Source organism: Vibrio astriarenae, from assembly GCF_010587385.1.
Lineage (GTDB): Bacteria > Pseudomonadota > Gammaproteobacteria > Enterobacterales > Vibrionaceae > Vibrio > Vibrio astriarenae.
Genome location: NZ_CP047475.1, coordinates 1,055,121 through 1,078,763, shown reverse-complemented (window position 1 = coordinate 1,078,763; position 23,643 = coordinate 1,055,121). Strand labels below are relative to the sequence as shown.

Below are 23,643 nucleotides of genomic sequence, written 5' to 3'. Positions count from 1 at the left end.
GGAATCGTGAACCCTATTAACTCTGCATCAGCTCAGACTTATCAGTTGCAACAAAAGGGGCAACTAAAAGCACAAGGCCCTGGTGTACAACGTAAAGGAATAACAGGCAGCGCAACAACGGACAAGGTTTCGATTTCCAACGAAGCCAAAGAGAGGTTGGCGCAAGCACCGCAAGATACAGCAACGAAAGAAACAAAAGGGAATACGGTTGAGTCTTTCGCCTATGGTGCGCTGGGAATGGATCACCCTGATACAGTGAAAGAGCAGAATGACCCATCCTATACCGCAGGGCAATATGTTTCCGCAGCGGCAACGATTGGCGGTCTACTGCTCATGCTTATATAGCGAATTACGATTGTTATCTGTAGAAAGAGCCTCATCGAGGCTCTTTCTATTTAGAGCTATAGTTTCGCTTCGACGACTTGTTTCAAGCGTTCAAAGGGGACATAGCCCGAAACAATTTCATCACCAATTATCATCGCTGGAGTGCCGCGCATACCCAGATCGATAAACACCTGATAATTCTGAGCTAATCGAGATTCCGTCTCTAAGTCTTGCTCCAAAGCGGCCTCAGTGGCGGTCTTTTTTGCCACACTCTTCACTGAACGCACATTGTGTGCGCCACGCTTTTTCACTAACAATTCATGAGTTTCACTGAAGCTACTATGGTCATGCTTCCAGACATTCATCGCCAGCGCAGCTGAGTTCTCAGTATTCCCCTGTTCTTTCAGTGGCATCAACATATGGATCACCTTTACATTCGGATAAGCTTTCACCACTTTCTCTAATTCTGGCTCGAGGCGCTTACAAAAAGGGCAGCTGTAATCATAGAAGGCGACAATAGTCAGTTCTCCATCCTTGTTGCCAAAATAAGGCTGGTCTGGATGATGAAACAGCTCTTGGTAAGAGTCTATTTTCTCCGCTAAGGAGCGTGATTGATCGAGATAGGACACCAAGTTCTGATGCAGGGGTGCAACGATTTCTGGATTCTCTTTTAGTATGTCGTTTATCTCCGCGATCAATACGTCTTGCTCTTGGGCAAAGAGATGAAAGGACGTGAATATAACAACGAGTGTTGTAACAAGTACATTGAGTTTTTTGAACATTTCGATTTCCTTTACGACAGCCAAGCTCGCACCAATATTCCGATTGGTGAAGTAAAACCTGTCGTTGCTGATTTGATTTCCCCTTGATGGAGGATATAGATCGTTGGCGTCACGGAGATTTGCCATGACTTCATCCACGACCCTTGTGTGTCATTAATAGTTTCAAAGTTGTAGTTATGTGATTGGGTGAAAGCCTGAACACGAGCATCGCTGCCTGAACTGAGCGCAACAGCATACGTAGGGTAATAATCAGATAGCCAACTCACTGAAGGGCTGACAAAACGGCATACTGAGCACCACGTTGCCCAAAAGTAAACGATAACAGGAGAGTCAGAACTCATTTCAACCAAATCAACTGACTCACCGTCTATCGTTTGCGAAATCAACGCACTTGGCAGTTCTTGAAGGCCATCTGACGTCCTATACCAATCCACACCAGTCGACACCACAATAAATAGGCTCAAGTAGAGACACGTTTGCTTTATAAAACGCATAACACCCAATCTTTTGTTCATCGCTTCTCTCCCCTGGCCTTGTTCAGTGCATCAAGCACCGTTTGATCGTTCAGAATAACAGGGAGCGGAATACCCTCTGGCGCACCGGGCCCATAAACAATATTAAATGGCACTCCAAAACGGTTATTGGCCCGTAAATACTCAGTCACCGTCGATTGCGCTCGCGTCCAGTCACCAAGCATCGGTACGGTATCATCGGCATGAAGTTCGCCGTACACAGGCTGTTGTAGCAATACACCGATCTTGTTTGACTTACAGGTGATACACCAATCTGCGCTAACATCCACAAACACCGTTTTGCCCTCTCCTACTAACTCATCAATCGAATCTTGAGACAAGGCAACCCATTGTGGTTCTGGAGGGAGAGGAGTAACCCAACTGTCTGTTGTCATGCTTGCCACAAAAATGCCACCAGCCGATAGCACTATCCCTAAAGAGCCAAACACCACCATGCTCTTATCACCATAGTTGCGCTTGATTTGACGAAGCATCCACACAAACATGAATAAGCCAATCGTCACGACCCAAAATAGGGGAATATGGTGTCTCAATAGCGTGAGTAACCAGATACTAGTGAGCAGCATCATCGTACCTAGAGCAAGTTTGAACCAAAGCATCCATTTGCCTGGCTTAGGTAACCAACGAACTGCCTTTGGGTACAAGGCAATCGCTAACCAAGGCAAAGACATCCCAAGAGCTAGAGCGGTGAAGATGGCAAACAGGGTTAACATATCCGCACCAAATGCATAAGCGATGGCCGTTGCCAAGAACGGTGCGCTACAAGGCGTGGCCAGAAGTGTCGCAAACATGCCCTGAACGAAGTGACCAGCGTAAGAGTTGTCGCCTTTACTCCCCGCCCAATTTGCGATGCGATTGGGTAGTGAAACGGTCAACAAGCCAAGCATGTTGAACGCAAACAATCCCGTCACGAGAGCCATCAGGGCTAAGAACCAGACACTTTGAAACTGCATACCCCAGCCAATTGAGTGGCCCGCGAATTTAAGCAGTGACAAGCTCACGGCTATCAGCCAAAAACAGGCTACGATACCTGCACTCGTTGCTAAAAACTGCTTTCTTATCGTCTGTTTGCCCACACCTTGTGCACTGACGATGGTGTTCAGTTTCATACCGAGAACTGGCAACACACAGGGCATGATATTCAAAATCAAGCCACCTATCAGGGCCCAACCAAAAACCGTCAGGGTAGAGACAGATGAGACGGGTATATTGGCTTCTTCGACGATACCTGCCGAAGGACTAAAGCCGATGTCAAACAAGCGATGGTTATCTTTGATATTCAGGTTGACGACCTGACCCTGAAGATCCACCTCTCCAGTCCATGAAAAGACATCGTAAAGCAGAGTGAGGGTCTCAGACTGAACTTGGCTAGAAACGAGTTGGAAATCCAACTCTTCAAGCTCCATCGCCTCGACAAAAGGTAGGATGGTGGGCATTGACCATGAGTTAACCTGTCGCAATGTCACCGCTAAACGCTGATCCATTTGATCCCAAATTGCAGAAACGACTTCTGTATCGCTCGCTTGTGGCGGCACTTTGCTCATTGCTTGGCTAAACTGAAACATTCTCTCTTCCGAGAACATCAGCGCTTGAGGCTCAAACTCCAAGTCAATGGGGTAGTCGGTGAGAACACAGATAGTAGTACACGTCGGCAGAGTTAACACTGACTTGAGTTGTACCGGTTGGTTGAGATCTTCCACTCGAACATGAAGCGGGAACACCACTTCCTTTTGATAACCCAGGGTTCGGATTCCCAAGATATTAAACTGTTCGGGAAAAGGCCAAAACCAATCAACAGCTTGTATATTGTGCGACGAATCTTTCCAACTTAAAGTCGGAGCAATTCCCCCTTCACCGGGAGAGCGCCAATACGTTTTCCAGTCATCGGCAAGCCGCACATGCAGTAGACCTAACACCGAGTTTGAGTCCTGTTCAACATCGCCCGTTAACGCAAATTGGATATCGACTGGCGGATGATCCGGGTTCACCAACCATGGTGTTTCAATCGTTTTAGCGAGTAGAGGAAAGCTTAGCAGACTGAAAAGTAGTCCTATTTTGACGAATAATGAGGTTCGCCAAAGTAAATTTTGCATAGTAATAGTCCATAAAGTAAATACAACGAATTCTGGCTAGCGTTATTGCTAGCTAATACGATGTTTTTACTCTCTGAATACACAATGCCTTTTATGTAGCCGTATAGGAGAGACTATGGGTTCAGTAAACGTAGGGATTGGATTAGCCAGTGAGGCTATCCAAGCAATAATCGCGATTGCTAGAGCAAATGACACTAGTGCAACGAAATCAACGCTAGAAAGATGGTTTTGTAGCAGGTGGCCTGATAAATCACAATGCTCGGTCGATTCATCTATCTCGCTAATCTGCGAGGTAGACACATATTCAGATGGACTTGGCGCTGCATGCAGTGGGCAGGCTGCCTGACTAATACCGACATTTTTTGTCAGACACATCAAAACCACCCAACCCACAAGGATTAGGCTAAGTTTAGCTCGACTGTCTCTGGCAAATAGTGTCATTAGCGTGACCGCATGTTAATAGAAGTCTCACAATAGCGAGAGTGAATGAGAATCACAAGCCTTTCTCTTTGGTCGTTAAATCCCGTTACAAATCGTGTTCACATTGCAAACGCATCGTTGTTTACAAACGAAAATGAAAAAGCCAGTAGATAATCTCTACTGGCTTTACAACTCGATACTCTCGATTAGTGCAGTTTCAGGTTTGGTCGTAACACACGGTTAATTCGACCAACAAGCATCATCAGGCCAGTTTTCATCACGCCGTGCAGCGCCATTTGGTGCATACGATATAGCGAGATATAAACGACGCGGGCTATGCGGCCTTCTACCATCATGGAGCCTTTGGTGAGGTTACCCATTAGGCTACCTACCGTTGAGAAGCGGCTTAGAGAAACCAGTGAACCATGGTCTTGGTATTCGTAGGCTTTTAGCTCACGACCATTCATCTGAGCAAGGATGTTCTTATACGCCTGCGATGCCATTTGGTGCGCCGCTTGTGCTCGAGGTGGAACAAACGAACCATCCGCCTGCGTGCACTGCGCTAGGTCACCAATCACAAAGATACTGTCATCACGCGTGGTTTGCAGTGTATCTTTTACAACCAACTGGTTGATACGGTTCGTTTCTAGGCCGGCAATCTCTTTCATGAAATCTGGCGCTTTAATGCCCGCAGCCCACACCATGATCTGTGCTGGAATTTTTTCACCATCTTTGGTGGTCAATCCGTCTTTGTCGGCCTGAGTCACCATTGTCGCTGTACGCACATTCACGCCTAGCTTGGTTAACTCACTGTGGGCTGCAGACGAGATACGTGGTGGTAACGCTGGCAAGATGCGCTCACCTGCTTCCACAAGGTTTACATTCAGTTTGCTTGAATCAAGGTCACCAAAACCGTAAGTACGTAATTCTTTTACAGCATTGTGTAATTCAGCCGACAGTTCAACACCTGTCGCACCCGCACCAACAATCGCAATATCAACCGTACCTTGGCCATTGTTCGCGTGCAGCTTTAAGAACTCGTTGTTCATTTCTGTACGGAAACGGTGCGCTTGTTCAGGACTATCTAGGAAGATGCAGTTGTCACGGACACCAGGGGTGTTGAAATCGTTCGATGTAGAGCCAATAGCAAGAACCAACACATCATAGGCGATGTTGCGGCTTGGCATCAAAAGCTCCCCTTGCTCGTCTTTTAGCTCGCTTAGCGTGATGAATTTCTCGTCACGATCGATGCTTTCAAGACTGCCCATTTGGAAATCGAAACCATGGTTTTTTGCGTGAGCACGATAGCTCAATGCATCCACACCTTCATCCAAAGAGCCAGTCGCTACTTCGTGTAGCAAAGGCTTCCAAAGGTGACTTGCCTTGCGGTCAACAAGCGTCACTTTCGCTTTATCTTTACGACCTAGTGTACGACCTAATTTAGTAGCGAGCTCCAGTCCCCCTGCGCCGCCACCGACAACTACGATATTAGTCACAATACACTTCCTCTTAATTTTTTTACTTCAAAATTTTCGTCGACAGACAGGCTCTATCGACTCGAAACTGGTTATTCCCTTAGCCTAAAGCTGTGAGCGTGTTGAGTGGTGCTCATCTAAGATCTGACTTTACGCTGCCGCTTCCCGAGGCAGTCTTAATGGCATTATTGTATGCCTTATTCAACTTTTATTGATATTTATCAATTTTTTTTAGTTTCGGTCATTATATAGGGGTTCGAGGCGTGTGCAAGAGAATTGGTGAGGAATTTCATTATTAATTTTACGGTTTTGTAAATTTATTACGCTCCGCGAAGGAAATCCTCGTCGATAAGGTTAACTGTTATAAGGGTTATTTAAGAATAACGAAGACAACACAATAGCCACCAAAAAAATAGCCTCGAGCAAGGTCGAGGCTATTTTTAACGTTATTTTCTATTCGGATGGTTCAATATATGATCTTCCCAATCCACAACGTCAATCTCATAAACCACTTTGTTGCGCACACTCTCTCCTGCCGCATGCATCGCTGACTTGGAGCCAGTGATCAACGGGTGCCACTCTGGCAATGGCTTATTTTCTGCCAACAAACGATAGGCACAAGTCTCTGGGAGCCAATGAAACTCATCTATTTTTTCGCGGGTGAGCTTTAAGCACTCTTCGCCTGAGCTAAATCGATTTGGGTAATCCTTGCAAGAACACGTTCTACTATTGAGCCAGCTACATGCGACATTGGTGTAATACACTTCATCTGAATCTTCATCCATCAACTTATGTAAGCAACACTTACCACAACCATCACACAGTGACTCCCACTCTTGTGTCGTCATTTCTGCTAGGGACTTTTGCTCCCAAAAATTTGCCATGTTGTGTACCTACTCTTTGTCTTGCGGAATCAGGGGCTGCATGTATAAACGTTTGGATTTAAAAGTGCAAGAGACCTTACAATTTTAGCTGATAAAAAAGTGCTTTATTCTTGAGCAAAAATGATGATAATTGCCGTCCACTTTTAGTCTTTGGTCACTGTTATGGAATGTCGTCTAGGTTGCGGAGCGTGCTGTATCGCCCCTTCAATAAGCTCACTGGGAAAGCCTGCCAATGTTCGCTGCCAGCATCTTGATGACAATAACTTGTGTAAGATTTTTGGTCAGCCTGAGCGCCCTCGTGTGTGCCACGACTTCAAAGCGGACAAAGATATCTGTAGCGATAGCGATCAGAAAGCACTTGATAACCTTATCTACCTTGAAAAAGTGACCTAAGTAGCGCCTCTGTCTCACCCCTGAGAGCAGGTGCCAAATAGTTTTCATTTTTCCTTTCTAGCTCTACTTTTTCCCATTTTGTTTACTAGTTTCTGAGATAGGAACCAACCAAACATCATAGGGATAGAGTGAATGAACAAATATTTGGCAGAACTTATCGGAACGTTTTGGCTAGTACTTGGCGGGTGTGGTAGTGCAGTTTTAGCAGCAGCCTTCCCGGATGTCGGTATCGGATTACTCGGTGTCTCACTTGCGTTTGGTCTTACCGTCGTCACCATGGCTTATGCCATCGGGCATATCTCCGGTTGTCATTTAAACCCTGCGGTGACGATCGGTTTGTGGAGTGGCGGCCGCTTTTCCACCAAAGATGTCGTGCCCTATGTTATAGCACAAGTGATTGGCGGGTTGCTCGCAGGCGGTGTGCTGTATGTGATCGCCTCTGGTCAGGCCGGCTTTGACGTTGTGTCTTCCGGGTTCGCCTCCAATGGATTTGGTGAACACTCCCCAGGCAAATACTCCATGCTTGCCGCTTTGGTGTGCGAAGTGGTGATGACCATGATGTTCCTGATCATCATTATGGGTGCGACAGACGAGCGAGCTCCGGCCGGGTTTGCGCCCTTAGCGATTGGTTTAGGCCTCACTCTTATTCACTTAATCAGTATTCCAGTCACCAATACCTCGGTTAATCCCGCGAGGAGTACTGGCGTCGCCATCTATGTGGGGGACTGGGCAGTCTCACAGCTTTGGTTGTTTTGGGTAGCACCGATTATTGGGGCCGTATTGGGGGCGATTGTTTATCGTGTGATTGCGACAAAAGAGGGAGAGGCTTGAGGGCTTGCTGTGTGCTAAATCATACTTTGGTGATTGTGGGGAGTAGATCCTGAAATTCTTCAGGATGACGCTCTAACGCAGGATGATCGTTCTTTACGAGAACTGCCACCGTATAACAACTAAAAAAGCACGCCTAGTGTTTAGGGCGTGCTTTTTGTCATCTGAAGTAACGTATTAACGTTCCCAGTAGGCTTCTTCTAAGCTATCTTCGCGCTCTGGAAGACCTTTTGATAGACGCGGAGAGTGTTGAGCCAACACTTCGTAGCTTGCGCGGTTTGAGTACTTACAAACTTGAGAGAATGATGAGTACGTCAAGAAGGCATGGGCGTGCTTACTTGAATTAGGTACATTTTCACGATGGTACTTATTCGCTGCCATATCGTGCAGTAGAGCCGATAGAGCGGCATCACCTGCACCATTCGTATTCTTAATTTTCTCTGGACCGCCCATGTAAGGCGCGATGTGTGAGTACACCTTAATAGGGTTGTCACACAGAGATTTAGAGACTGGACGACTAAACTCATAACGGTTGAACTCGGCAATCGAGCCAGGTAGCAGCGGCAGTGATGTTTCGCGCTTCGATTCTTCTTCTGTGTAGCCCGCCATGAATAGACCGACAGGACCAGCAGTACAAAGTACAAGATCAACCCAATCGAGTGTCTTGTCAGATGCAGCAAGTGGATCCGACTCACCCGTTAATGCTTCTGCTTCATCTTCGTTCATCGCAACCACTGTGATATTTTCTTTTAAAAACTCACGCCAGTATTCTGGATCATCTTGGATGACAAATTTAGTGCCAAGCGTCAACACAACAGGGACATCGTACTTCTTTGCGTACTCAATCGCCTTCATTGTTGCTGCCGGCATTGGGTCGCCATCTTTACAACGGACTAAGTAAGCGGTGAGTACCAGAGCAGAAGCACTTTCAAAAATCTTCTCTGGGATGCTCTCAGGACGAAGTTGATTCATCTGACCTTCACTGATAGCAAACGTACGCTCACCATCTTCCGTGATTAGAGCAAAACAGCGACCAATCGCCCCTTCTACACCTTGAAGGTGATTCAGATCCATGCGGCTTGATGTGTTGCATAAGTAGCGGTAACCGTAACTACCAATCTTAATCTCTTGGCTCATCACACCAAGTAGCGTTGAGCGGTCATCCGCTAGCACAGAGTAGTTATGCAGCGTGTTACCGATGGTACCGCCCGCATACTCATTCGTGATCAATTGAGAATGCTTTAGTTCATTATAAAGGCTCTCTGCGGTCTCATCATCGATCACCAATGAGTGACCTTTACTCAAGCCATACTTTTCAATCAGTTCCGTTGTGACGTTGGCTTCGATATCCACAAGGGTTTGGTCGATACCGATAATGTGAGTACGTGACATGGTTTTGTCATCTTGAGCTTGGCTCACTAGTGGGTCACGTGCGTGGACAGGAAAATAGTGTTTCGATTTACGCTGGCCTGGAAATTTCATGTCGGATCTGCTTTGGAAAAGGAAAAAAGGCAGTTTACTCCTCTGTGTGACGTACATCAATTAATCAAACAAACGCAAACGTTTGCTTTATTATTTTACTCAGTTACAATCCGCATGCCTGAGCAAAAAGGTACGCGTTTGTAGCTAAATTTGAGAGGATTTGGTTGAACGGGACACAAACAAACGCCGCCAAGGAATGGCAGAATTGTGATTTCGATCTCGGAACTGTCACCGTGAATTAGTTTCTGTTAGAATCACCGTCCAGTTAAATTGAGTGGTGTTAAGTAATGTCAGAAAACCGTTCTGCTAACAGCGATAAAAAAGTTATTGTCGGTATGTCCGGCGGTGTGGATTCGTCCGTTTCTGCCTATCTTCTAAAGCAGCAAGGCTACCAAGTGGAAGGCTTGTTCATGAAGAACTGGGAAGAGGATGATAATGAAGAATACTGTACAGCAGCCGAAGACCTTGCTGATGCTCAGGCGGTCTGTGACAAGCTGGGTATTCACCTTCATACCATTAACTTTGCTGCTGAATATTGGGATAACGTATTTGAGTACTTCCTTGCTGAATATAAAGCGGGCCGTACGCCAAACCCAGATATTCTGTGTAACAAAGAGATCAAATTCAAAGCCTTCTTAGATTTTGCCGATGACGTACTCGACGCAGACTACATTGCGATGGGTCACTACGTTCGTCGCTCTTTCCCTGAGAATGGCGAAAAGCCTCAAATGCTTCGCGGTATTGATGGCAACAAAGACCAGAGCTACTTCCTTTATACACTCAGCAGCGACCAAGTGGCGCGCAGCTTGTTCCCTGTTGGTGAACTCGAGAAACCAGAAGTACGCCGTATTGCTGAAGAGCAAGGTCTAATTACAGCGAAGAAAAAAGACTCAACCGGTATCTGTTTTATCGGTGAGCGCAAGTTTACAGACTTCTTGTCTCGCTATTTACCAGCGCAACCAGGTAAAATTGAAACACCTGAAGGTAAAGTCATTGGTGAGCACCAAGGCCTGATGTATCACACGCTAGGTCAGCGTAAAGGTCTACACATTGGTGGCCAGAAAGGCGGCGGTGGTAACGAAGACCCGTGGTACGTAGCAGAAAAAGATCTCAAGCGTAATGTATTGATTGCAGTTCAAGGCGCGGATCACCCTTTGCTAAAATCACAAGGTCTGGTTGCTTCGCAGCTACACTGGGTTGACCGTGAAACGGTAACAGAACCGTTTAAGTGCTCAGTAAAAACACGTTACCGTCAAACCGATATTCCTTGTACTGTTGTTCCTGTTGATGAGAACACCATCAAGGTATTGTTTGATGAACCACAAGTGGCTGTGACTCCAGGTCAATCTGCGGTGTTCTACCAAGGCGAAGTGTGTCTTGGTGGTGGTATCATCGAAGCGCGTATCTGATGACGATGGGCTATCACTTTTTGTTAGGTGGTAGCCTTTTTGAGACAATAAACTGTTAGCTAATTAGTTTTTAAGGAGAAGTAAAACGTGGCACATGATCTTTATGACCGCACGATTGCCTTTGCGGGTATTTGTCAAGCGGTGTCCCTAGTTCAAGATGTGGCTAAAAACGGGACCTGTGACTCTGACGCGTTTGAATCTTCTCTGAAAGCGATCCTCAATACCAATCCCAACAGCACACTGAATGTGTTCGGTCGTGAAGCGGATCTACGCATCGGCCTAGAGTGTATTGTAAAAGGCATCGATAATTCGCCAGCGGGGAGCGAAATCACCCGTTATATCATTAGTTTGATGGCGCTTGAGCGTAAGCTGAACACGCGTCGCGATGCGATGGCACAGCTTGGTGACCGCTTGAGTATGCTAGAGCGCCAACTAGACCACTACGAGCTGCTTGATGAGCAGATGCTTAGCAACCTTGCAAGTGTATACCTTGATGTTATTAGCCCTATTGGCCCTCGCATTCAAGTAACAGGCACCCCTGCGGTCTTGCAGCAAACAGGCACTCAGCAGCGTGTTCGCGCCCTATTGCTCTCTGGTATTCGTAGTGCGGTTCTGTGGCGCCAAGTTGGTGGTAAACGCCGCCACCTCATTTTCAGTCGTAAGAAGATGGTTGAACAAGCGCAAATCTTGCTTGCTCGCATGTAAACGACACCCTAATTATTTAACTCTTAACCTCAACACTCAGGAGAACAACATGGAACTGTCAGCACTGACTGCTGTTTCACCGGTAGATGGCCGATACGGTAGTAAAACGATTGCGCTACGCAGCATCTTTAGTGAGTATGGCCTTTTAAAGTACCGCACTATCGTTGAAATCCGTTGGCTACAGAAGCTTGCGGCAACTGCAGAAATCGCAGAAGTACCTGCATTTAGCGCTGAAGCAAACCAATTCCTAGACGACGTTGCAGCAAACTTTAACGAAGAAGATGCAGCACGTATCAAAGAGATTGAGCGCACAACTAACCACGATGTTAAAGCGGTTGAGTACTTCCTGAAAGAGAAAGTCGCGGGCGTTCCTGAGCTACACGCGGTTAACGAGTTCATTCACTTTGCATGTACTTCTGAAGACATCAACAATACTTCGCACGCTCTTATGCTTAAAGAAGCGCGCGAGTCTGTTATTCTTCCAGAAATCAAAAACATCATTGATGCGATCAAAGCACTTGCTGTTGAATACCGTGATATTCCTCTTCTATCACGCACACACGGTCAGCCTGCGTCTCCTTCTACTATGGGTAAAGAGATGGCTAACGTTGCTTACCGTATGGAGCGTCAATACAAGCAGATCGAATCTGTTGAGATCCTGGGTAAAATCAACGGTGCTGTAGGTAACTACAATGCTCACCTATCTGCTTACCCAGAGCTAGATTGGCACAAGTTCTCTGAAGAGTTCATCACTGAGTCTCTAGGCGTTACTTGGAACCCGTTCACGACGCAAATTGAGCCACACGACTACATTGCTGAGTTGTTCGATGCTATCGCTCGCTTCAACACAATCCTAATCGACTTCGATCGTGACGTTTGGGGCTACATCGCACTGGGTCACTTCAAGCAGAAAACAATCGCAGGTGAAATCGGCTCTTCAACAATGCCGCACAAAGTGAACCCTATCGACTTCGAAAACTCTGAAGGCAACCTAGGTCTAGCTAACGCAGTGTTTGGCCACCTTGCACAAAAACTGCCAATCTCTCGCTGGCAGCGTGACCTAACGGACTCAACGGTTCTACGTAACCTTGGCGTTGGTGTTGGCTACGCAATCATTGCATACACTTCGACTTTGAAAGGTATTAGTAAGCTTGAAGTTAACCGTGAAGCACTACTTGCTGAACTCGATCAAAACTGGGAAGTACTAGCAGAGCCGGTACAGACAGTGATGCGTCGCTACGGTATCGAAAAGCCATACGAGAAGCTAAAAGAGCTGACTCGCGGTAAGCGTGTTGACGGTGAAGCTATGCGTAACTTCATCGACGGCCTTGAGCTTCCTGAGCACGAAAAAGCACGTCTTAAAGAGATGACGCCAGCTAACTACATTGGTCAAGCAATCGAGCTAACTGACACGCTGTAAGCATTAAGCTATCTATCAGCTAAGTTATCTACCTATTGAAATGCCGGCTCTAGAGCTGGCATTTTTTTATTCCGCTGTGTAAACCGTCAGGCACAAAAAATGGGAGACAATCATTGTCTCCCATTTTAATTGATGTCGAGTGAGCGTTATTTAAAGCTCAACTTCGGCTTCCTTGCGTCTTTTCTTCCATTCCGTCAATAACAGCATACACAAAGATGTGACTAGCATGATCATATTGGGGAACTACCTTAAAATGTATGTTAAAAGACTGCAGCAGTTAGCTTTACAGCTGGTTAAAGTATAGCAAGCTTTTCTTGTACTACAGTCTAGTACCTTCATGAAATGCGAGCTACGCTCAATTATTTAACACCTGACGAAGGCGCTGCTGTGCAACATCGACTAATAGATCCGGTTGGAACTTAGATATCAGGCGGTCACACCCTACTTTCTGTACCATTGCTTCGTTAAAACTGCCGCTTAGAGAGGTATTTAACGCAACATACAAGTTTTTCATACGCGGGTCTGAGCGCACTTCATGCGTCAGCTTATAGCCATCCATTTCAGGCATTTCTGCGTCGGTAATCATCATGAGCAACTCTTGAGTCACGTCCTTGCCTTCATCTGCCCACTTCTTAAGAAGGTTTAGTGCTTCAGCCCCATCTCGACACTCGATAATTTCGATTCCTAGCTGAGAAAGTGTGCCGCGCACTTGGGAGCGAGCAGTAGATGAATCATCGACAACAAGTATTTTCTGACCTTGCATATGATTAAGAAGTTCCGAATCCAAAACCCCCTCAGAGATACTCACATCATAATCAATAATCTCTGCCAACACTTTTTCCACATCGATAATTTCTACAATATGGTTAATCTCACCATCTTTGATTTGAGTGATTGCTGTCAGGTAGTTGTTACGACCTGTGGTTACTGGCGGCGGCTGGATTTCTGTCCATGCAGTGTTAACAATATTACGTACTTGCCCAACCAGAAAGCCCTGCACTGAACGATTGTATTCCGTGATGATCAGATTCTGCTCTTCATCATTACCTTTTAGAGTGCTTGGAAATCCAATTGCGCTGCGTAAATCAATAACGGGTACCGATTCACCACGCAAAGAAGCCACACCCTTAATATTGTGGTGTGAGCCTGGTAACTTCGTTAGAGGTGGTACTTTCAGTACCTCCTTAACTTTAAACACATTGATAGCAAAGATCTGTCGACTATTTAGACTGAATAGCAACAGTTCAAGGCGATTTTCACCGACTAAATTAGTACGTTGGTCTACTGCGTTGAGAACTCCGGACATAAGTCACTCTCATTAATTGTTAAACTACTTCCATTTATTGAGAATGATTTTACATGGGCGAGATTAATGTGTTAAGCACTCATTTTCAAACGAGTGCGCTAACGCTCATTGTGTGGAGAAAGAAAGAGGTAAAGGTATGAAAAGTTTAATAAAAACTAACCCTCAACGACGGTCATTAACAGCAAACCATCATAAAGTGCTTGTTTGATAAGAGCAGCCCCAGGCATGGTCGCTTGCTTGTAAAAGCGCGACTCCACCAGCTCTAGGTCCTGATGATAAACAGGAAGCGTTTGGCTTTCTATGCATTTTTGAACCGCTGGGTACAGGATATCTTTCGCCTGGTTGATGGCCCCACCGATTAGAATCTTCTCTGGGTTAAATAGATTTACCACAATTGAGATAGCTGCCCCTAGGTGTCGGCCTAAGTTTTCCACTACATCCACCGCAAGTGGATCGCCTTGTTCTGCCGCCGCACAGATTGCTTCGACAGAGATTTCATATTCGCTTTCAAGGCTCGATGACTCACCTGCCGCAATGCGTTCAGCCACTTGCTCGCGAATCGCCTGAGAGCTAGCGACCGTTTCAAGGCAGCCACGATTGCCACAATGACACTGTTTCCCTTGTGGATCGATCTGGATATGGCCCAGTTCACCGATATTACCGTGACGGCCTTGCAGCACGCGCCCATCAAGTATGATACCTGCTCCTAGACCATGGTGAATCGAGATAAGAACCGAGTTTTCATTCTCTTGTGAGTGACCGTATAGCTTCTCTGCCAAAGCCCAAGCTCGGGTATCGTTGGCAATAAATACTGGCAGGCCCGTTGCTTTGTAGATTTCAGGGCCTAGTGCTAAGTCTTTCACATTATAATGCGGCATCTGCAATACGATGCCTTCATCGGAATTGACCAAACCAGGCAGAGTGATCGCAATGCTGGTTACGCGATCAAGTTGCTCAGTATAAGATTGAAAGAATTCATCTATCTCATGCAGCAAGCGCTCGAGTAAATCATCTTGGTCGATTTCGTGGATTTCAATCTTGGTATCAATCAGCACTTCACCGCCCAACTCATGTAGGGCAATCGTCAAGTAGCCACGCCCCAAGCGAATTGATAAAAACTGCCAACCTTCATTGTTGACTTGCAGACCGACAGCCGGGCGACCTCGGCTTATCGCTTCTTGAACGGTGGTTTCGTGGATGAGATGAGCAGCAATCAGTTCACGCGTTATCTTGGTGATACTCGCAGGAGCAAGTTCACTTTCCTTCGACAAATCGATCCGCGAAATAGGTCCTTTCTGATCGATAAGCTTATACACACGGCCAGCGTTGATCTGTTTAATATGGTCAATGTGCCCAGGATGAGCCGTGTACATAGTGAACTCCTAAATCAATAACCTAGCAATTTTTTTACTTTGCGAAGTAATTGTGAAGCAGTTTAATAGCCATGCGTGACCAGTGTCACAAAGTGCTTGTAATGTTTGCGCGTGCAATCAAAGTTCAATTGTAAATTTGCAGAAAATAGCGCCACTTCGCTTAGTAATCACTGCCGTGCTACACCCTTAACTAACCGTACCGAGCACTTGTGCTATCGACTAAATTTTTGGCAGATAAAAAGTCTGTGATAAACCGATAGCCAGCATCCAGACCCAGTTGATAATCGTGAATCAGGTCCTCTTTTGTGCTCATCAAAGCCGTTGAAAGTAGCGGTTCGTGAGGTTTGATTTGCACAACAAAACAATCGTCAGGAGGGTTGTTCAAAAAGTCCTGTGTGAGAGAGTAAGTTTGGTAATGAACCAATAACATATCTGCGAGCCCCGAATCAAAATTGTCACCAAAAACGTGGCTCAATCGATAGATATCTTGGGCTCCAAATAGCCATCGCCCACCATTAAGTAGCGGTAAATGATGATGCTGTTTTTGCCGCTCTCGATGAGCTTGTTCAAGCTTCTCTTCTAGAAAGTCACTCCAACTCGCCTTCCATTTATCCAGTTGATGTGCCCAACCTGAGTCACTTTGGTGTTTTCGTTCGAATTCTGCTTGCGAGGGGAGCGTATCGCGTAGTGGAGTATCCTCTTCTTCCGTTCTGACTGTGATGATAAGCCTCGCATTGTTACGCCAAGCTTGTTGAACCGGAATAGCCGCAGAAATACCCCCATCGTAATAGTAATGCTCTCCAATGGGTACACTATCACGGTACAAATAGGGAATTGCGCAGGTAGCAACAAGCACGGACATCCAATCAGGCCCGAGCATCGGAAGGTAACGATCCTTTAATGTGTTTGAGCAGGTAACGGCTGCAAAGGCTTTGCGATCCCCCAAGACTTGTCTACCAAGGTCAAGGTCGAGTTTCATTGGAAAATGGGTTAATTGCTCAAAACCCCACTCCAAATTTAGGTATCGGTGACGTTTCAAAAAACCAAACAGACTGAAGAACTCATCATTGGTCGTCACGTCAACTAAAAAACGTCGGCCAAGTGTATGCTGGCGACACAAATAAGCGCAAAGGTTAACAGCACCCGCAGAGGTGCCATAAAACTCATCAAAGGGGTCAAAGTCGCTCATCATGAAAGCATCGAGCACTCCCGCTGTGAATATGCCTCTTTGCCCTCCCCCCTGCGCAACTAACGCTGTCTTGCCTTGGCAGTATCGACTCAAACGCTCAATATCGAGCGCACTACTTAAGTTAGTGACAGTGCCATGGTTAAGCGTCATAACGATATCTAATTGGCGATAGCAATAAACCCAAAACCAATTAATACGGTGAAAATGGCAGCGACGATAAACAGGGCTGAACGTAGATCTTGATTCATAATGACATCCTCGTTATTGGTGTAGGGTTATCCAAAGCTTTTCACTGAACTTCGCCCGGCGCAGCTTGGATATAAAGAAATCGTAGTTTCTTTTTTATTGGTTACATTAATCATATACAGGGCTGTGAAGTGACTTCAATAAAAGCAAATAAGTTCTTCACAATTATGACGTTTTGTTCACAATTAAAGGGTCACCCATCTATTGTTCAAGGTAGTCGTTATGTCGTGCATGTTCCAACTTAAAACCACTTATTCCAATATCGCTATTTTGGGCTTGCTCATGGCGATAACCGCTGCCCCAGCTATGGCTAGAGATATTTACGTGACCCCTTGGATAGGATTCACCGGTGGCGGAAAAGTCGTTAATGAGGACGGGCAAGAGTTTGACTTCAAGCCGTCAGAAAGCTTTGCATTGCAGATAGAAACGCCACTACAAGCTGGGCGAATCGGCTTATTCTATCACTACCAAGGAACTGAAGTGGAGGACATTAACTCCACAATTAACAGCCACTACCTACTATTCCAAAGCGCCGTTCACTATCAAGTTGATGACCAGTTACACACGCACCTTGGAATCGGTTTAGGTGGTGCCTATACCGAGGCGAGTTGGGTTAAAGACAACCTGGGTTTCGCTACCAGTATCTATGGCGGTGTTGAACACCAACTTAAAGACAATCTATTTTTAACCGGGCAGATTCGCTGGCTAGGGACCGTTGTTGACAATGACACGTCTGCGATCTGTAATTTGCCCAGTGGGCAAGAGGGTAATTGTGTGATTCGCTTCAAGACCGATTGGATGAACCAATTTTCTGCGAATCTGGGCGTCACATTCAAGTTTTAGCCATGTGCCAACAAACATTAGGTTTTCGCCATACCTCTTCCCTATGGTCGAACAATTCGCTAACCTTAGCCTTTTCGACCACTTGCTTTTACTCATGCCTTCAAAACCTAGCGCTGCAATTTTTGTCGATGTACAAAACATCTACTACACCACACGCGAAGCGTTCAATCGCAACTTCGACTACAACGTCTTTTGGCGTGAAGTTAAACAAACTTACTCAATCGATAGAGCTTACGCTTACGCGATCGCAAGTAAACAGGATAAGCAACGCCAGTTTCACCATATTTTGCGAGGCATAGGCTTTGAAGTGAAGCTAAAACCATTCACTCAACGTTCAGACGGCACCACAAAAGGCGATTGGGATGTTGGTATTGCGCTAGATGTCTATGAAAATGCTAAAGACGTGGATACCGTGATTCTGCTTTCTGGCGATGGGGATTTTGATGTGTTAGCGCAAAGAATCAAGCAACGCTTTGATGTGGAGGTTGTGGTGTATAGTGTTAAGCAATTAACGGCTCAATCGCTAATCGATCAAGCCAGTGTTTATGTGGCTATTGAGGATCATTTGCTTCTATAGCCGATGCTTGCTCACTCTCTTCTTGTTGAGCAGTCTCTAGTTCCATCTTCGCGCGCTCAGCCTTTGAGATGTACTTTGGCTTGTTGCTTTTGTGCAGCTTAGCATTTTTCTTCTTCTGCTTAGCTTTTAAGATCGAGTTGATTTTTTTCTTGCGGTTCATAGTGGCCCCTTTAATAAGGGGCGCAGTATAACGTGATGCCACACAGAGTCAAAGTTCGCATTAAACGATGCTCTCTCTTCCATGGGGAGAGTCTAAGTCTAGCTGCGGCCCTAGAGGCACAACCTGTGTTGGGTTAATACCTGTATGGCTATAGTAATAGTGACGTTTAATATGGTAGAAGTCTGTTGTTTGCTTAACGTCCTCGATTTGGTATAGCTCCTTCATATATCCGTTCAAAGCTGGGTAATCAGCAATGCGCTTCTTGTTGCATTTAAAATGCCCTACGTACACTGCATCAAAGCGTATGAGCGTAGTAAACAGCCTCCAATCTGCCTCTGTAATCTGACTACCCGCAAGGTAACGAGAACGCCTTAGGTGACTCTCGATTTTTTCTAAGGCCTCGAAAAGCGAATGATAGGCATCCTCGTAGGCTTGCTGTGTCGTAGCAAATCCGCATCGATACACTCCGTTATTTATATTTGGATAGATATAATCATTCCACTCATCAATGGTGTTGCGTAAAGAAAGCGGATAATAGTCATTGTCGTTACCCGTTATGGAGTTAAACGCTGAATTGAACATCCGAATGATTTCAGAGGATTCGTTACTGACAATAGTTTGCGTTTTCTTATCCCAAAGCACGGGGACTGTTACCCTACCTGTATAATCCAACTTGGCTCGAGTGTAGATTTGATGCAGACGAGTCGCACCAAACAGCGGTTCAGACTCTGTAAACTCCCAGCCTTCAGATAACATATCTGGACTAACAATCGACACATCAATATGAGCCTCTAACCCTTTTAATTGGCGCATAATCAACGTACGGTGTGCCCAAGGACACGCTAAAGAAACATAGAGGTGATAGCGGCCGGATTCTGCAGCAAACTCCACACCTTCGCCTTCTTCAACCCAACCGCGAAATCCTGCATCCTCTCGAACAAAACTGCCGCCACTCGCCTTTGTGTCATACCAAACATCATGCCATACCCCTTGGACTAACTTACCCATGCTCACTCCCTTTGTGTTAGAACGAACTTTTAGTATAGGCGGATATTTACAACATAAAGCCCGCCACAATTGTTGGTCTTAGTCAGTATTCTTGAACACGGAGTTGTTAGCATTAGGTCGAAGGTCAAACATTTTTTGAAATTGACTGTCCTGATAGGACGTTAAATTGGACTGTCTTAATTAAAAGCAAACGTTTGGCTGCTAAATAAAAAAAGCGCGGTTTCCGAAGAAGACCGCGCTTAAGCCCGTCACAGGCTGAATAGTTCAGTGTTTATACTGCTACGTGTAAACAGGACACCGCGTGAGTGTCGTTACCTAAAATAGAAGGTTTACGCTTTGCACACTCTTCTGTTGCTTGTGGGCAACGAGTACGGAAAACACAACCTGAAGGTGGGTTAATAGGTGATGGCAGATCACCTTCTAGCATCTCAATTTTCTTTGAGCGCTCGATCTTAGGGTCAGGAATAGGCACTGCTGACATCAATGCGCGTGTATAAGGGTGCTTTGGATCAGCAAACAGCGCTTCCGATTCCCCCAATTCCACCGCGTTACCAAGATACATTACTAGGACTCGGTCAGAGATGTGTTTCACTACTGACAGATCGTGAGCGATGAATACCAGTGATAAACCAAGCTCTTTCTGTAGTTCCTTCAGTAGGTTAACCACCTGAGCCTGAATCGATACGTCCAGTGCCGATACTGGCTCGTCACAAATGATCATCTTAGGCTTAAGAATCAATGCGCGTGCAATACCGATACGTTGACACTGACCACCTGAGAACTCATGTGGGTAACGGTTGATTACGTTAGGCAGAAGACCGACTTTGGTCATCATCTCTTTAACGCGATCTTTCACTTCTTCTTTCGACAGTTGCGGGAAGAAAGTGCGTAGTGGCTCAGCGATAATATCACCGACAGTCATACGCGGGTTAAGTGATGCTAGCGGGTCTTGGAAGATCATCTGCATCTCTTTGCGAGTATTGCGACGCTCCACCTCTTTCATTTTGATCACGTCTTGGCCAAGCCAAACCACCTCGCCCTCAGTCGCTTCGACCAAGCCGATAATTGCTCGAGCAAAAGTCGACTTGCCACAACCAGACTCGCCAACGACACCGAGTGTTTCACCTTCATAAAGGCGAACATCAACACCATCAACCGCTTTAAGGTTTGCAGGCTTAGACCATGGCCAAGCAGACTTAGATGCAATGCTAAAGTGAACTTTAAGATCTTTAACATCCAACAGTAATTTCTTTTCTACGCTCATTTTGCCCAAGCCTCCCAATCTGAAAAACATGCACGCTGACGATTATCGCCAAACGGCTCAAGAATCGGCGCCTCGCGCTTACAACGATCCGTTACTCGGTGACAACGCTCTTGATAAGGGCAACCTGTTGGTAAACGCAACAAGTTTGGCGGGTTGCCAGGAATGGTTGGCAGAATCTCACCCTCAGTATCTAGACGAGGAATTGCTTTAAGCAGGCCTTCTGCATATGGGTGGCTAGGGTTGTAGAAGATATCGTCTACCGTGCCGTACTCCATGGTACGACCCGCATACATGACCAATACCTTGTCACAGGAACCGGCAACTACACCCAAGTCGTGCGTGATCATAATGATTGCTGTATTGAACTCGGTTTTTAGCTCATTAAGTAAATCCATGATCTGTGCTTGAACCGTTACATCCAATGCCGTTGTTGGCTCATCAGCAATCAACAATTTTGGACGACAAAGCAGGGCCATAGCGATCATCACACGCTGACGCATACCGCCTGAAAACTCGTGAGGATACATGGTAATACGCTTACGAGCTTCAGGGATCTTAACCGCCTCAAGCATACGGACTGACTCTTCAAACGCTTCAGCCTTCCCCATGCCTTTGTGGAGCATGAGCACTTCCATCAGCTGATCGCTCACTTTCATGTATGGGTTGAGAGACGTCATCGGGTCTTGGAAGATCATCGCGATCTGTTCCGCACGAACCTTGTTTAACTGTTTCTCTGGAAGGTTAAGAATCTCTTTACCTTCAAATTTTGCACTACCTGAGATGATGCCGTTTTTCGCCAGCAAGCCCATGATAGAAAATACGGTTTGTGATTTACCTGAACCAGATTCACCCACAATACCTAGTGTCTCACCTTGATTTAGTGAGAAATTCAAATCGTTAACTGCCGTGACGATACCGTCTTGAGTAGTAAACTCGACACGCAGGTCTTTAACGTCTAATAAGCTCATTGTTACTTCCTCAATCTTGATTAACGGTCTTTTGGATCCAGCGCATCGCGCAGACCATCACCGACGTAGTTAAAGCAGAATAGTGTCACAACCATAAATGCCGCTGGGAATGCCAACTGCCAGATTGCAACTTCCATTGTGTTCGCGCCTTCTTGGAGCAGTGCGCCCCAGCTTGTCATCGGCTCTTGAACACCAAGACCAAGGAAAGATAAGAATGATTCCGTCAAAATCATGCTTGGAATCAATAGCGTAGAGTATACCGCTACGATGCCCAGTACGTTAGGAACGATGTGACGAGTAATGATATTCCACTTACTTACACCACAAACGTGTGCCGCTTCAATAAACTCTTTGCTACGCAAGCTAAGCGTTTGACCACGTACGATACGCGCCATATCTAGCCAAGCAATCGCACCAATCGCCACGAAGATCAAAACGATATTACGGCCAAATATTGTCACCAATACGATAACCAAGAACATGAATGGCACTGCGTAAAGGATCTCAAGGATACGCATCATCACGCGGTCAACTTTACCGCCGATAAAGCCTGATGCTGCACCGTAAAGCGTACCAATCAAAACAGCAACCAATGCACCCATGACACCGACCATCAATGAAATACGACCACCCACAAGCGTTCGCACATACAGGTCACGACCGAGTGCATCTGTACCAAAGAAGTGGGTTAGTGAAGGTGCAGAGTGAATCGCATACCAGTCAGTGTCTTCAAAACTGTATTGAGCAAACATTGGTAGGAAAATGACGGCGAATGTCATTAACGCCAATATCACAAGACTTGCCATTGCGGCTTTGTTGCGCATAAAACGGATACGCGCGTCTTGCCACAAGCTACGACCTTCGATCTCTAAGTTTTCAGAAAACTTCTCGATCGCTTCTAAATTTTCTTTTTTCGTTAACATGTTACCACTCCAACCTAGTAGCGAATCTTCGGATCAATGTACGCCAGCAAAATATCGACGACAGCGTTGAACAGAATAAACAAGAAGCCAATAAGAATTGTGACCCCCATTACCAGTGAGTAGTCACGGTTGAAGGCGGCGTTAACGAACAGCTTACCGATACCTGGCAAACCAAAAATGGTTTCTATCACTACCGAGCCCGTGATGATACCTACGAATGCAGGCCCCATGTATGAAACAACAGGCAGCAATGCTGGACGTAAAGCGTGTTTAAAGATGATGTAGCGGTAGCTCAAACCTTTCGCACGCGCAGTACGAATGAAGTTACTATTTAGAGTCTCGATCATCGAACCACGTGTAATACGGGCAAAGGTTGCGACGTAAAGTAGTGACATACCAAGTACCGGTAACGCCATGTACTTAAAGCCACCGTCATGCCAACCACCCGCAGGCAACCAACCAAGGTTAATCGAGAAGATATAGATCAGAACGGGCGCCAACACGAAGGATGGCATGACCACCCCGAGCATAGCGGTCGCCATAATACTGTAATCGAGCCAGGTATTTTGCCGAAGTGCGGCTATGGTGCCGACCCCTACCCCCATAATGACGGTAAAGATAAAAGCAGCGAAACCGACTTTCGCTGATACAGGCAGTGCACCAGAGATCAGCTCGTTAACAGTGAAATCTTTATATTTGAATGATGGACCAAAATCACCACGCAGGATATTTCCCAAGTATGTGAAGTATTGTTCCGAGACAGGCTTATCCAAGCCATACTTTGCGTTGATGTTCGCCATTACTTCTGGCGGCAAAGGGCGCTCTGTTGAAAATGGGTTACCCGGTGCGAAACGCATAAGAAAGAAAGAAACTGTAATCAATACCAACATGGTTGGAATTGCTTCAAAGATCCTTTTCGCTATGAATTTAAGCATAAACTCACTCTTTCAGTCTGTGACATGTGTAATTTAAAAGCTCTATTGCCAAATCCGGGCAATAGAAAACTCAAGAGCCTGCCGCAACAGGCTCTTATTTTTA

General features: G+C 45.9%; 25 protein-coding genes. 8 read left to right on the top strand and 17 right to left on the bottom strand.

What is annotated here, in order from left to right; genetic code table 11:
* The first annotated feature begins 6 nt into the window (after window positions 1–6).
* Window positions 7–345, top strand: coding sequence for a hypothetical protein (locus GT360_RS05195; RefSeq protein ID WP_164647843.1), 339 nt, complete (start codon window positions 7–9; stop codon window positions 343–345).
* A gap of 56 nt (window positions 346–401) precedes the next feature.
* On the opposite strand, the gene GT360_RS05190 is transcribed toward GT360_RS05195, so the two are convergent.
* From GT360_RS05190 to GT360_RS05165, 6 genes are all read right to left on the bottom strand, one after another.
* Window positions 402–1,106, bottom strand: a complete 705-nt coding sequence (locus GT360_RS05190) for a DsbA family protein (protein WP_164647842.1) — start codon at window positions 1,104–1,106, stop codon at window positions 402–404.
* Between the two features lie 11 nt (window positions 1,107–1,117).
* The gene (locus tag GT360_RS05185; RefSeq protein WP_239502588.1) at window positions 1,118–1,621 is read right to left on the bottom strand and encodes a protein disulfide oxidoreductase; all 504 of its coding nucleotides are present in this window, start codon (window positions 1,619–1,621) and stop codon (window positions 1,118–1,120) included.
* Window positions 1,618–3,732, bottom strand: coding sequence for a protein-disulfide reductase DsbD family protein (locus GT360_RS05180; protein ID WP_164647841.1), 2,115 nt, complete (start codon window positions 3,730–3,732; stop codon window positions 1,618–1,620). The genes GT360_RS05185 and GT360_RS05180 overlap by 4 nt, the downstream gene beginning before the upstream one ends.
* Before the next feature lie 66 nt (window positions 3,733–3,798).
* Window positions 3,799–4,107 (bottom strand): hypothetical protein, encoded by a 309-nt coding sequence (locus tag GT360_RS05175; RefSeq protein WP_164647840.1) that lies wholly within the window; start codon window positions 4,105–4,107, stop codon window positions 3,799–3,801.
* Window positions 4,108–4,358: 251 nt separating this feature from the next.
* The gene (locus GT360_RS05170) at window positions 4,359–5,648 is read right to left on the bottom strand and encodes an NAD(P)/FAD-dependent oxidoreductase (RefSeq protein ID WP_164647839.1); all 1,290 of its coding nucleotides are present in this window, start codon (window positions 5,646–5,648) and stop codon (window positions 4,359–4,361) included.
* A 425-nt stretch (window positions 5,649–6,073) separates the two neighbouring features.
* Entirely contained in the window at window positions 6,074–6,511 is a 438-nt protein-coding gene (locus GT360_RS05165) for a YcgN family cysteine cluster protein (RefSeq protein ID WP_164647838.1), read from the bottom strand.
* A 162-nt stretch (window positions 6,512–6,673) separates the two neighbouring features.
* Between GT360_RS05165 and GT360_RS05160 the strand changes: the two genes are divergently transcribed.
* A complete protein-coding gene (locus GT360_RS05160) occupies window positions 6,674–6,904 on the top strand; it encodes a YkgJ family cysteine cluster protein (RefSeq protein WP_164647837.1) in 231 nt (76 codons plus the stop codon).
* Between the two features lie 132 nt (window positions 6,905–7,036).
* Window positions 7,037–7,735 (top strand): aquaporin Z, encoded by a 699-nt coding sequence (aqpZ, locus tag GT360_RS05155; RefSeq protein WP_164647836.1) that lies wholly within the window; start codon window positions 7,037–7,039, stop codon window positions 7,733–7,735.
* Window positions 7,736–7,909: 174 nt separating this feature from the next.
* On the opposite strand, the gene GT360_RS05150 is transcribed toward aqpZ, so the two are convergent.
* Window positions 7,910–9,214: an inosine/guanosine kinase gene (locus tag GT360_RS05150; RefSeq protein ID WP_164647835.1), complete on the bottom strand. Its 1,305-nt coding sequence runs from the start codon at window positions 9,212–9,214 to the stop codon at window positions 7,910–7,912.
* A gap of 287 nt (window positions 9,215–9,501) precedes the next feature.
* On the opposite strand from GT360_RS05150, the gene mnmA reads away from it, so the two are divergent.
* The 3 genes from mnmA to purB all read left to right on the top strand — a co-directional run bounded on the left by mnmA (window position 9,502) and on the right by purB (window position 12,748).
* Entirely contained in the window at window positions 9,502–10,623 is a 1,122-nt protein-coding gene (gene mnmA, locus GT360_RS05145; protein WP_164647834.1) for a tRNA 2-thiouridine(34) synthase MnmA, read from the top strand.
* A gap of 87 nt (window positions 10,624–10,710) precedes the next feature.
* Window positions 10,711–11,328 (top strand): high frequency lysogenization protein HflD, encoded by a 618-nt coding sequence (gene hflD, locus GT360_RS05140; protein ID WP_164647833.1) that lies wholly within the window; start codon window positions 10,711–10,713, stop codon window positions 11,326–11,328.
* A 49-nt stretch (window positions 11,329–11,377) separates the two neighbouring features.
* Complete coding sequence (purB, locus tag GT360_RS05135) at window positions 11,378–12,748, top strand: adenylosuccinate lyase (RefSeq protein ID WP_164647832.1); 1,371 nt, start codon at window positions 11,378–11,380, stop codon at window positions 12,746–12,748.
* Window positions 12,749–13,103: 355 nt separating this feature from the next.
* Here the strand turns inward: purB and GT360_RS05130 are convergent, their stop codons facing one another.
* The 4 genes from GT360_RS05130 to cydH all read right to left on the bottom strand — a co-directional run bounded on the left by GT360_RS05130 (window position 13,104) and on the right by cydH (window position 16,864).
* On the bottom strand, window positions 13,104–14,054 hold the full coding sequence (locus GT360_RS05130) for a chemotaxis protein CheV (RefSeq protein WP_164647831.1): 951 nt from the start codon (window positions 14,052–14,054) through the stop codon (window positions 13,104–13,106).
* 155 nt (window positions 14,055–14,209) lie between these two features.
* Window positions 14,210–15,427: a sugar metabolism global transcriptional regulator Mlc gene (gene mlc, locus GT360_RS05125; RefSeq protein ID WP_164647830.1), complete on the bottom strand. Its 1,218-nt coding sequence runs from the start codon at window positions 15,425–15,427 to the stop codon at window positions 14,210–14,212.
* 190 nt (window positions 15,428–15,617) lie between these two features.
* On the bottom strand, window positions 15,618–16,766 hold the full coding sequence (locus GT360_RS05120) for a patatin-like phospholipase family protein (RefSeq protein ID WP_164647829.1): 1,149 nt from the start codon (window positions 16,764–16,766) through the stop codon (window positions 15,618–15,620).
* A gap of 8 nt (window positions 16,767–16,774) precedes the next feature.
* The gene (cydH, locus tag GT360_RS05115; RefSeq protein ID WP_164647828.1) at window positions 16,775–16,864 is read right to left on the bottom strand and encodes a cytochrome bd-I oxidase subunit CydH; all 90 of its coding nucleotides are present in this window, start codon (window positions 16,862–16,864) and stop codon (window positions 16,775–16,777) included.
* Between the two features lie 220 nt (window positions 16,865–17,084).
* On the opposite strand from cydH, the gene GT360_RS05110 reads away from it, so the two are divergent.
* Complete coding sequence (locus tag GT360_RS05110) at window positions 17,085–17,705, top strand: porin family protein (RefSeq protein ID WP_239502587.1); 621 nt, start codon at window positions 17,085–17,087, stop codon at window positions 17,703–17,705.
* Window positions 17,706–17,799: 94 nt separating this feature from the next.
* The gene (locus GT360_RS05105; protein WP_164647827.1) at window positions 17,800–18,282 is read left to right on the top strand and encodes a LabA-like NYN domain-containing protein; all 483 of its coding nucleotides are present in this window, start codon (window positions 17,800–17,802) and stop codon (window positions 18,280–18,282) included.
* On the opposite strand, the gene GT360_RS05100 is transcribed toward GT360_RS05105, so the two are convergent.
* The 6 genes from GT360_RS05100 to oppB all read right to left on the bottom strand — a co-directional run bounded on the left by GT360_RS05100 (window position 18,257) and on the right by oppB (window position 23,540).
* On the bottom strand, window positions 18,257–18,442 hold the full coding sequence (locus tag GT360_RS05100; protein WP_164647826.1) for a DUF2986 domain-containing protein: 186 nt from the start codon (window positions 18,440–18,442) through the stop codon (window positions 18,257–18,259). The genes GT360_RS05105 and GT360_RS05100 overlap by 26 nt on opposite strands.
* 60 nt (window positions 18,443–18,502) lie before the next feature.
* Window positions 18,503–19,450, bottom strand: a complete 948-nt coding sequence (locus tag GT360_RS05095; protein ID WP_164647825.1) for a glutathione S-transferase family protein — start codon at window positions 19,448–19,450, stop codon at window positions 18,503–18,505.
* A gap of 271 nt (window positions 19,451–19,721) precedes the next feature.
* A complete protein-coding gene (oppF, locus tag GT360_RS05090) occupies window positions 19,722–20,714 on the bottom strand; it encodes a murein tripeptide/oligopeptide ABC transporter ATP binding protein OppF (protein WP_164647824.1) in 993 nt (330 codons plus the stop codon).
* Window positions 20,711–21,682: an ABC transporter ATP-binding protein gene (gene oppD / locus GT360_RS05085; protein WP_164647823.1), complete on the bottom strand. Its 972-nt coding sequence runs from the start codon at window positions 21,680–21,682 to the stop codon at window positions 20,711–20,713. The genes oppF and oppD overlap by 4 nt, the downstream gene beginning before the upstream one ends.
* A 20-nt stretch (window positions 21,683–21,702) precedes the next feature.
* Window positions 21,703–22,605, bottom strand: coding sequence for an oligopeptide ABC transporter permease OppC (oppC, locus tag GT360_RS05080; protein ID WP_164647822.1), 903 nt, complete (start codon window positions 22,603–22,605; stop codon window positions 21,703–21,705).
* Between the two features lie 14 nt (window positions 22,606–22,619).
* A complete protein-coding gene (gene oppB / locus GT360_RS05075) occupies window positions 22,620–23,540 on the bottom strand; it encodes an oligopeptide ABC transporter permease OppB (RefSeq protein ID WP_164647821.1) in 921 nt (306 codons plus the stop codon).
* Between the last annotated feature and the right edge of the window lie 103 nt (window positions 23,541–23,643).

Excerpts from the sequence above, each read along its gene's own strand:
- GT360_RS05190 (WP_164647842.1), bottom strand. The coding sequence starts at position 1,106 with ATGTTCAAAAAACTCAATGTACTTGTTACAACACTCGTTGTTATATTC.
- GT360_RS05185 (WP_239502588.1), bottom strand. The coding sequence starts at position 1,621 with ATGAACAAAAGATTGGGTGTTATGCGTTTTATAAAGCAAACGTGTCTC.
- GT360_RS05180 (WP_164647841.1), bottom strand. The coding sequence starts at position 3,732 with ATGCAAAATTTACTTTGGCGAACCTCATTATTCGTCAAAATAGGACTA.
- GT360_RS05175 (WP_164647840.1), bottom strand. The coding sequence starts at position 4,107 with ATGTGTCTGACAAAAAATGTCGGTATTAGTCAGGCAGCCTGCCCACTG.
- GT360_RS05165 (WP_164647838.1), bottom strand. The coding sequence starts at position 6,511 with ATGGCAAATTTTTGGGAGCAAAAGTCCCTAGCAGAAATGACGACACAA.
- GT360_RS05160 (WP_164647837.1), top strand. The coding sequence starts at position 6,674 with ATGGAATGTCGTCTAGGTTGCGGAGCGTGCTGTATCGCCCCTTCAATA.
- aqpZ (WP_164647836.1), top strand. The coding sequence starts at position 7,037 with ATGAACAAATATTTGGCAGAACTTATCGGAACGTTTTGGCTAGTACTT.
- GT360_RS05150 (WP_164647835.1), bottom strand. The coding sequence starts at position 9,214 with ATGAAATTTCCAGGCCAGCGTAAATCGAAACACTATTTTCCTGTCCAC.
- mnmA (WP_164647834.1), top strand. The coding sequence starts at position 9,502 with ATGTCAGAAAACCGTTCTGCTAACAGCGATAAAAAAGTTATTGTCGGT.
- purB (WP_164647832.1), top strand. The coding sequence starts at position 11,378 with ATGGAACTGTCAGCACTGACTGCTGTTTCACCGGTAGATGGCCGATAC.
- GT360_RS05130 (WP_164647831.1), bottom strand. The coding sequence starts at position 14,054 with ATGTCCGGAGTTCTCAACGCAGTAGACCAACGTACTAATTTAGTCGGT.
- mlc (WP_164647830.1), bottom strand. The coding sequence starts at position 15,427 with ATGTACACGGCTCATCCTGGGCACATTGACCATATTAAACAGATCAAC.
- GT360_RS05120 (WP_164647829.1), bottom strand. The coding sequence starts at position 16,766 with ATGACGCTTAACCATGGCACTGTCACTAACTTAAGTAGTGCGCTCGAT.
- cydH (WP_164647828.1), bottom strand. The coding sequence starts at position 16,864 with ATGAATCAAGATCTACGTTCAGCCCTGTTTATCGTCGCTGCCATTTTC.
- GT360_RS05110 (WP_239502587.1), top strand. The coding sequence starts at position 17,085 with ATGTCGTGCATGTTCCAACTTAAAACCACTTATTCCAATATCGCTATT.
- GT360_RS05105 (WP_164647827.1), top strand. The coding sequence starts at position 17,800 with ATGCCTTCAAAACCTAGCGCTGCAATTTTTGTCGATGTACAAAACATC.
- GT360_RS05100 (WP_164647826.1), bottom strand. The coding sequence starts at position 18,442 with ATGAACCGCAAGAAAAAAATCAACTCGATCTTAAAAGCTAAGCAGAAG.
- GT360_RS05095 (WP_164647825.1), bottom strand. The coding sequence starts at position 19,450 with ATGGGTAAGTTAGTCCAAGGGGTATGGCATGATGTTTGGTATGACACA.
- oppF (WP_164647824.1), bottom strand. The coding sequence starts at position 20,714 with ATGAGCGTAGAAAAGAAATTACTGTTGGATGTTAAAGATCTTAAAGTT.
- oppD (WP_164647823.1), bottom strand. The coding sequence starts at position 21,682 with ATGAGCTTATTAGACGTTAAAGACCTGCGTGTCGAGTTTACTACTCAA.
- oppC (WP_164647822.1), bottom strand. The coding sequence starts at position 22,605 with ATGTTAACGAAAAAAGAAAATTTAGAAGCGATCGAGAAGTTTTCTGAA.
- oppB (WP_164647821.1), bottom strand. The coding sequence starts at position 23,540 with ATGCTTAAATTCATAGCGAAAAGGATCTTTGAAGCAATTCCAACCATG.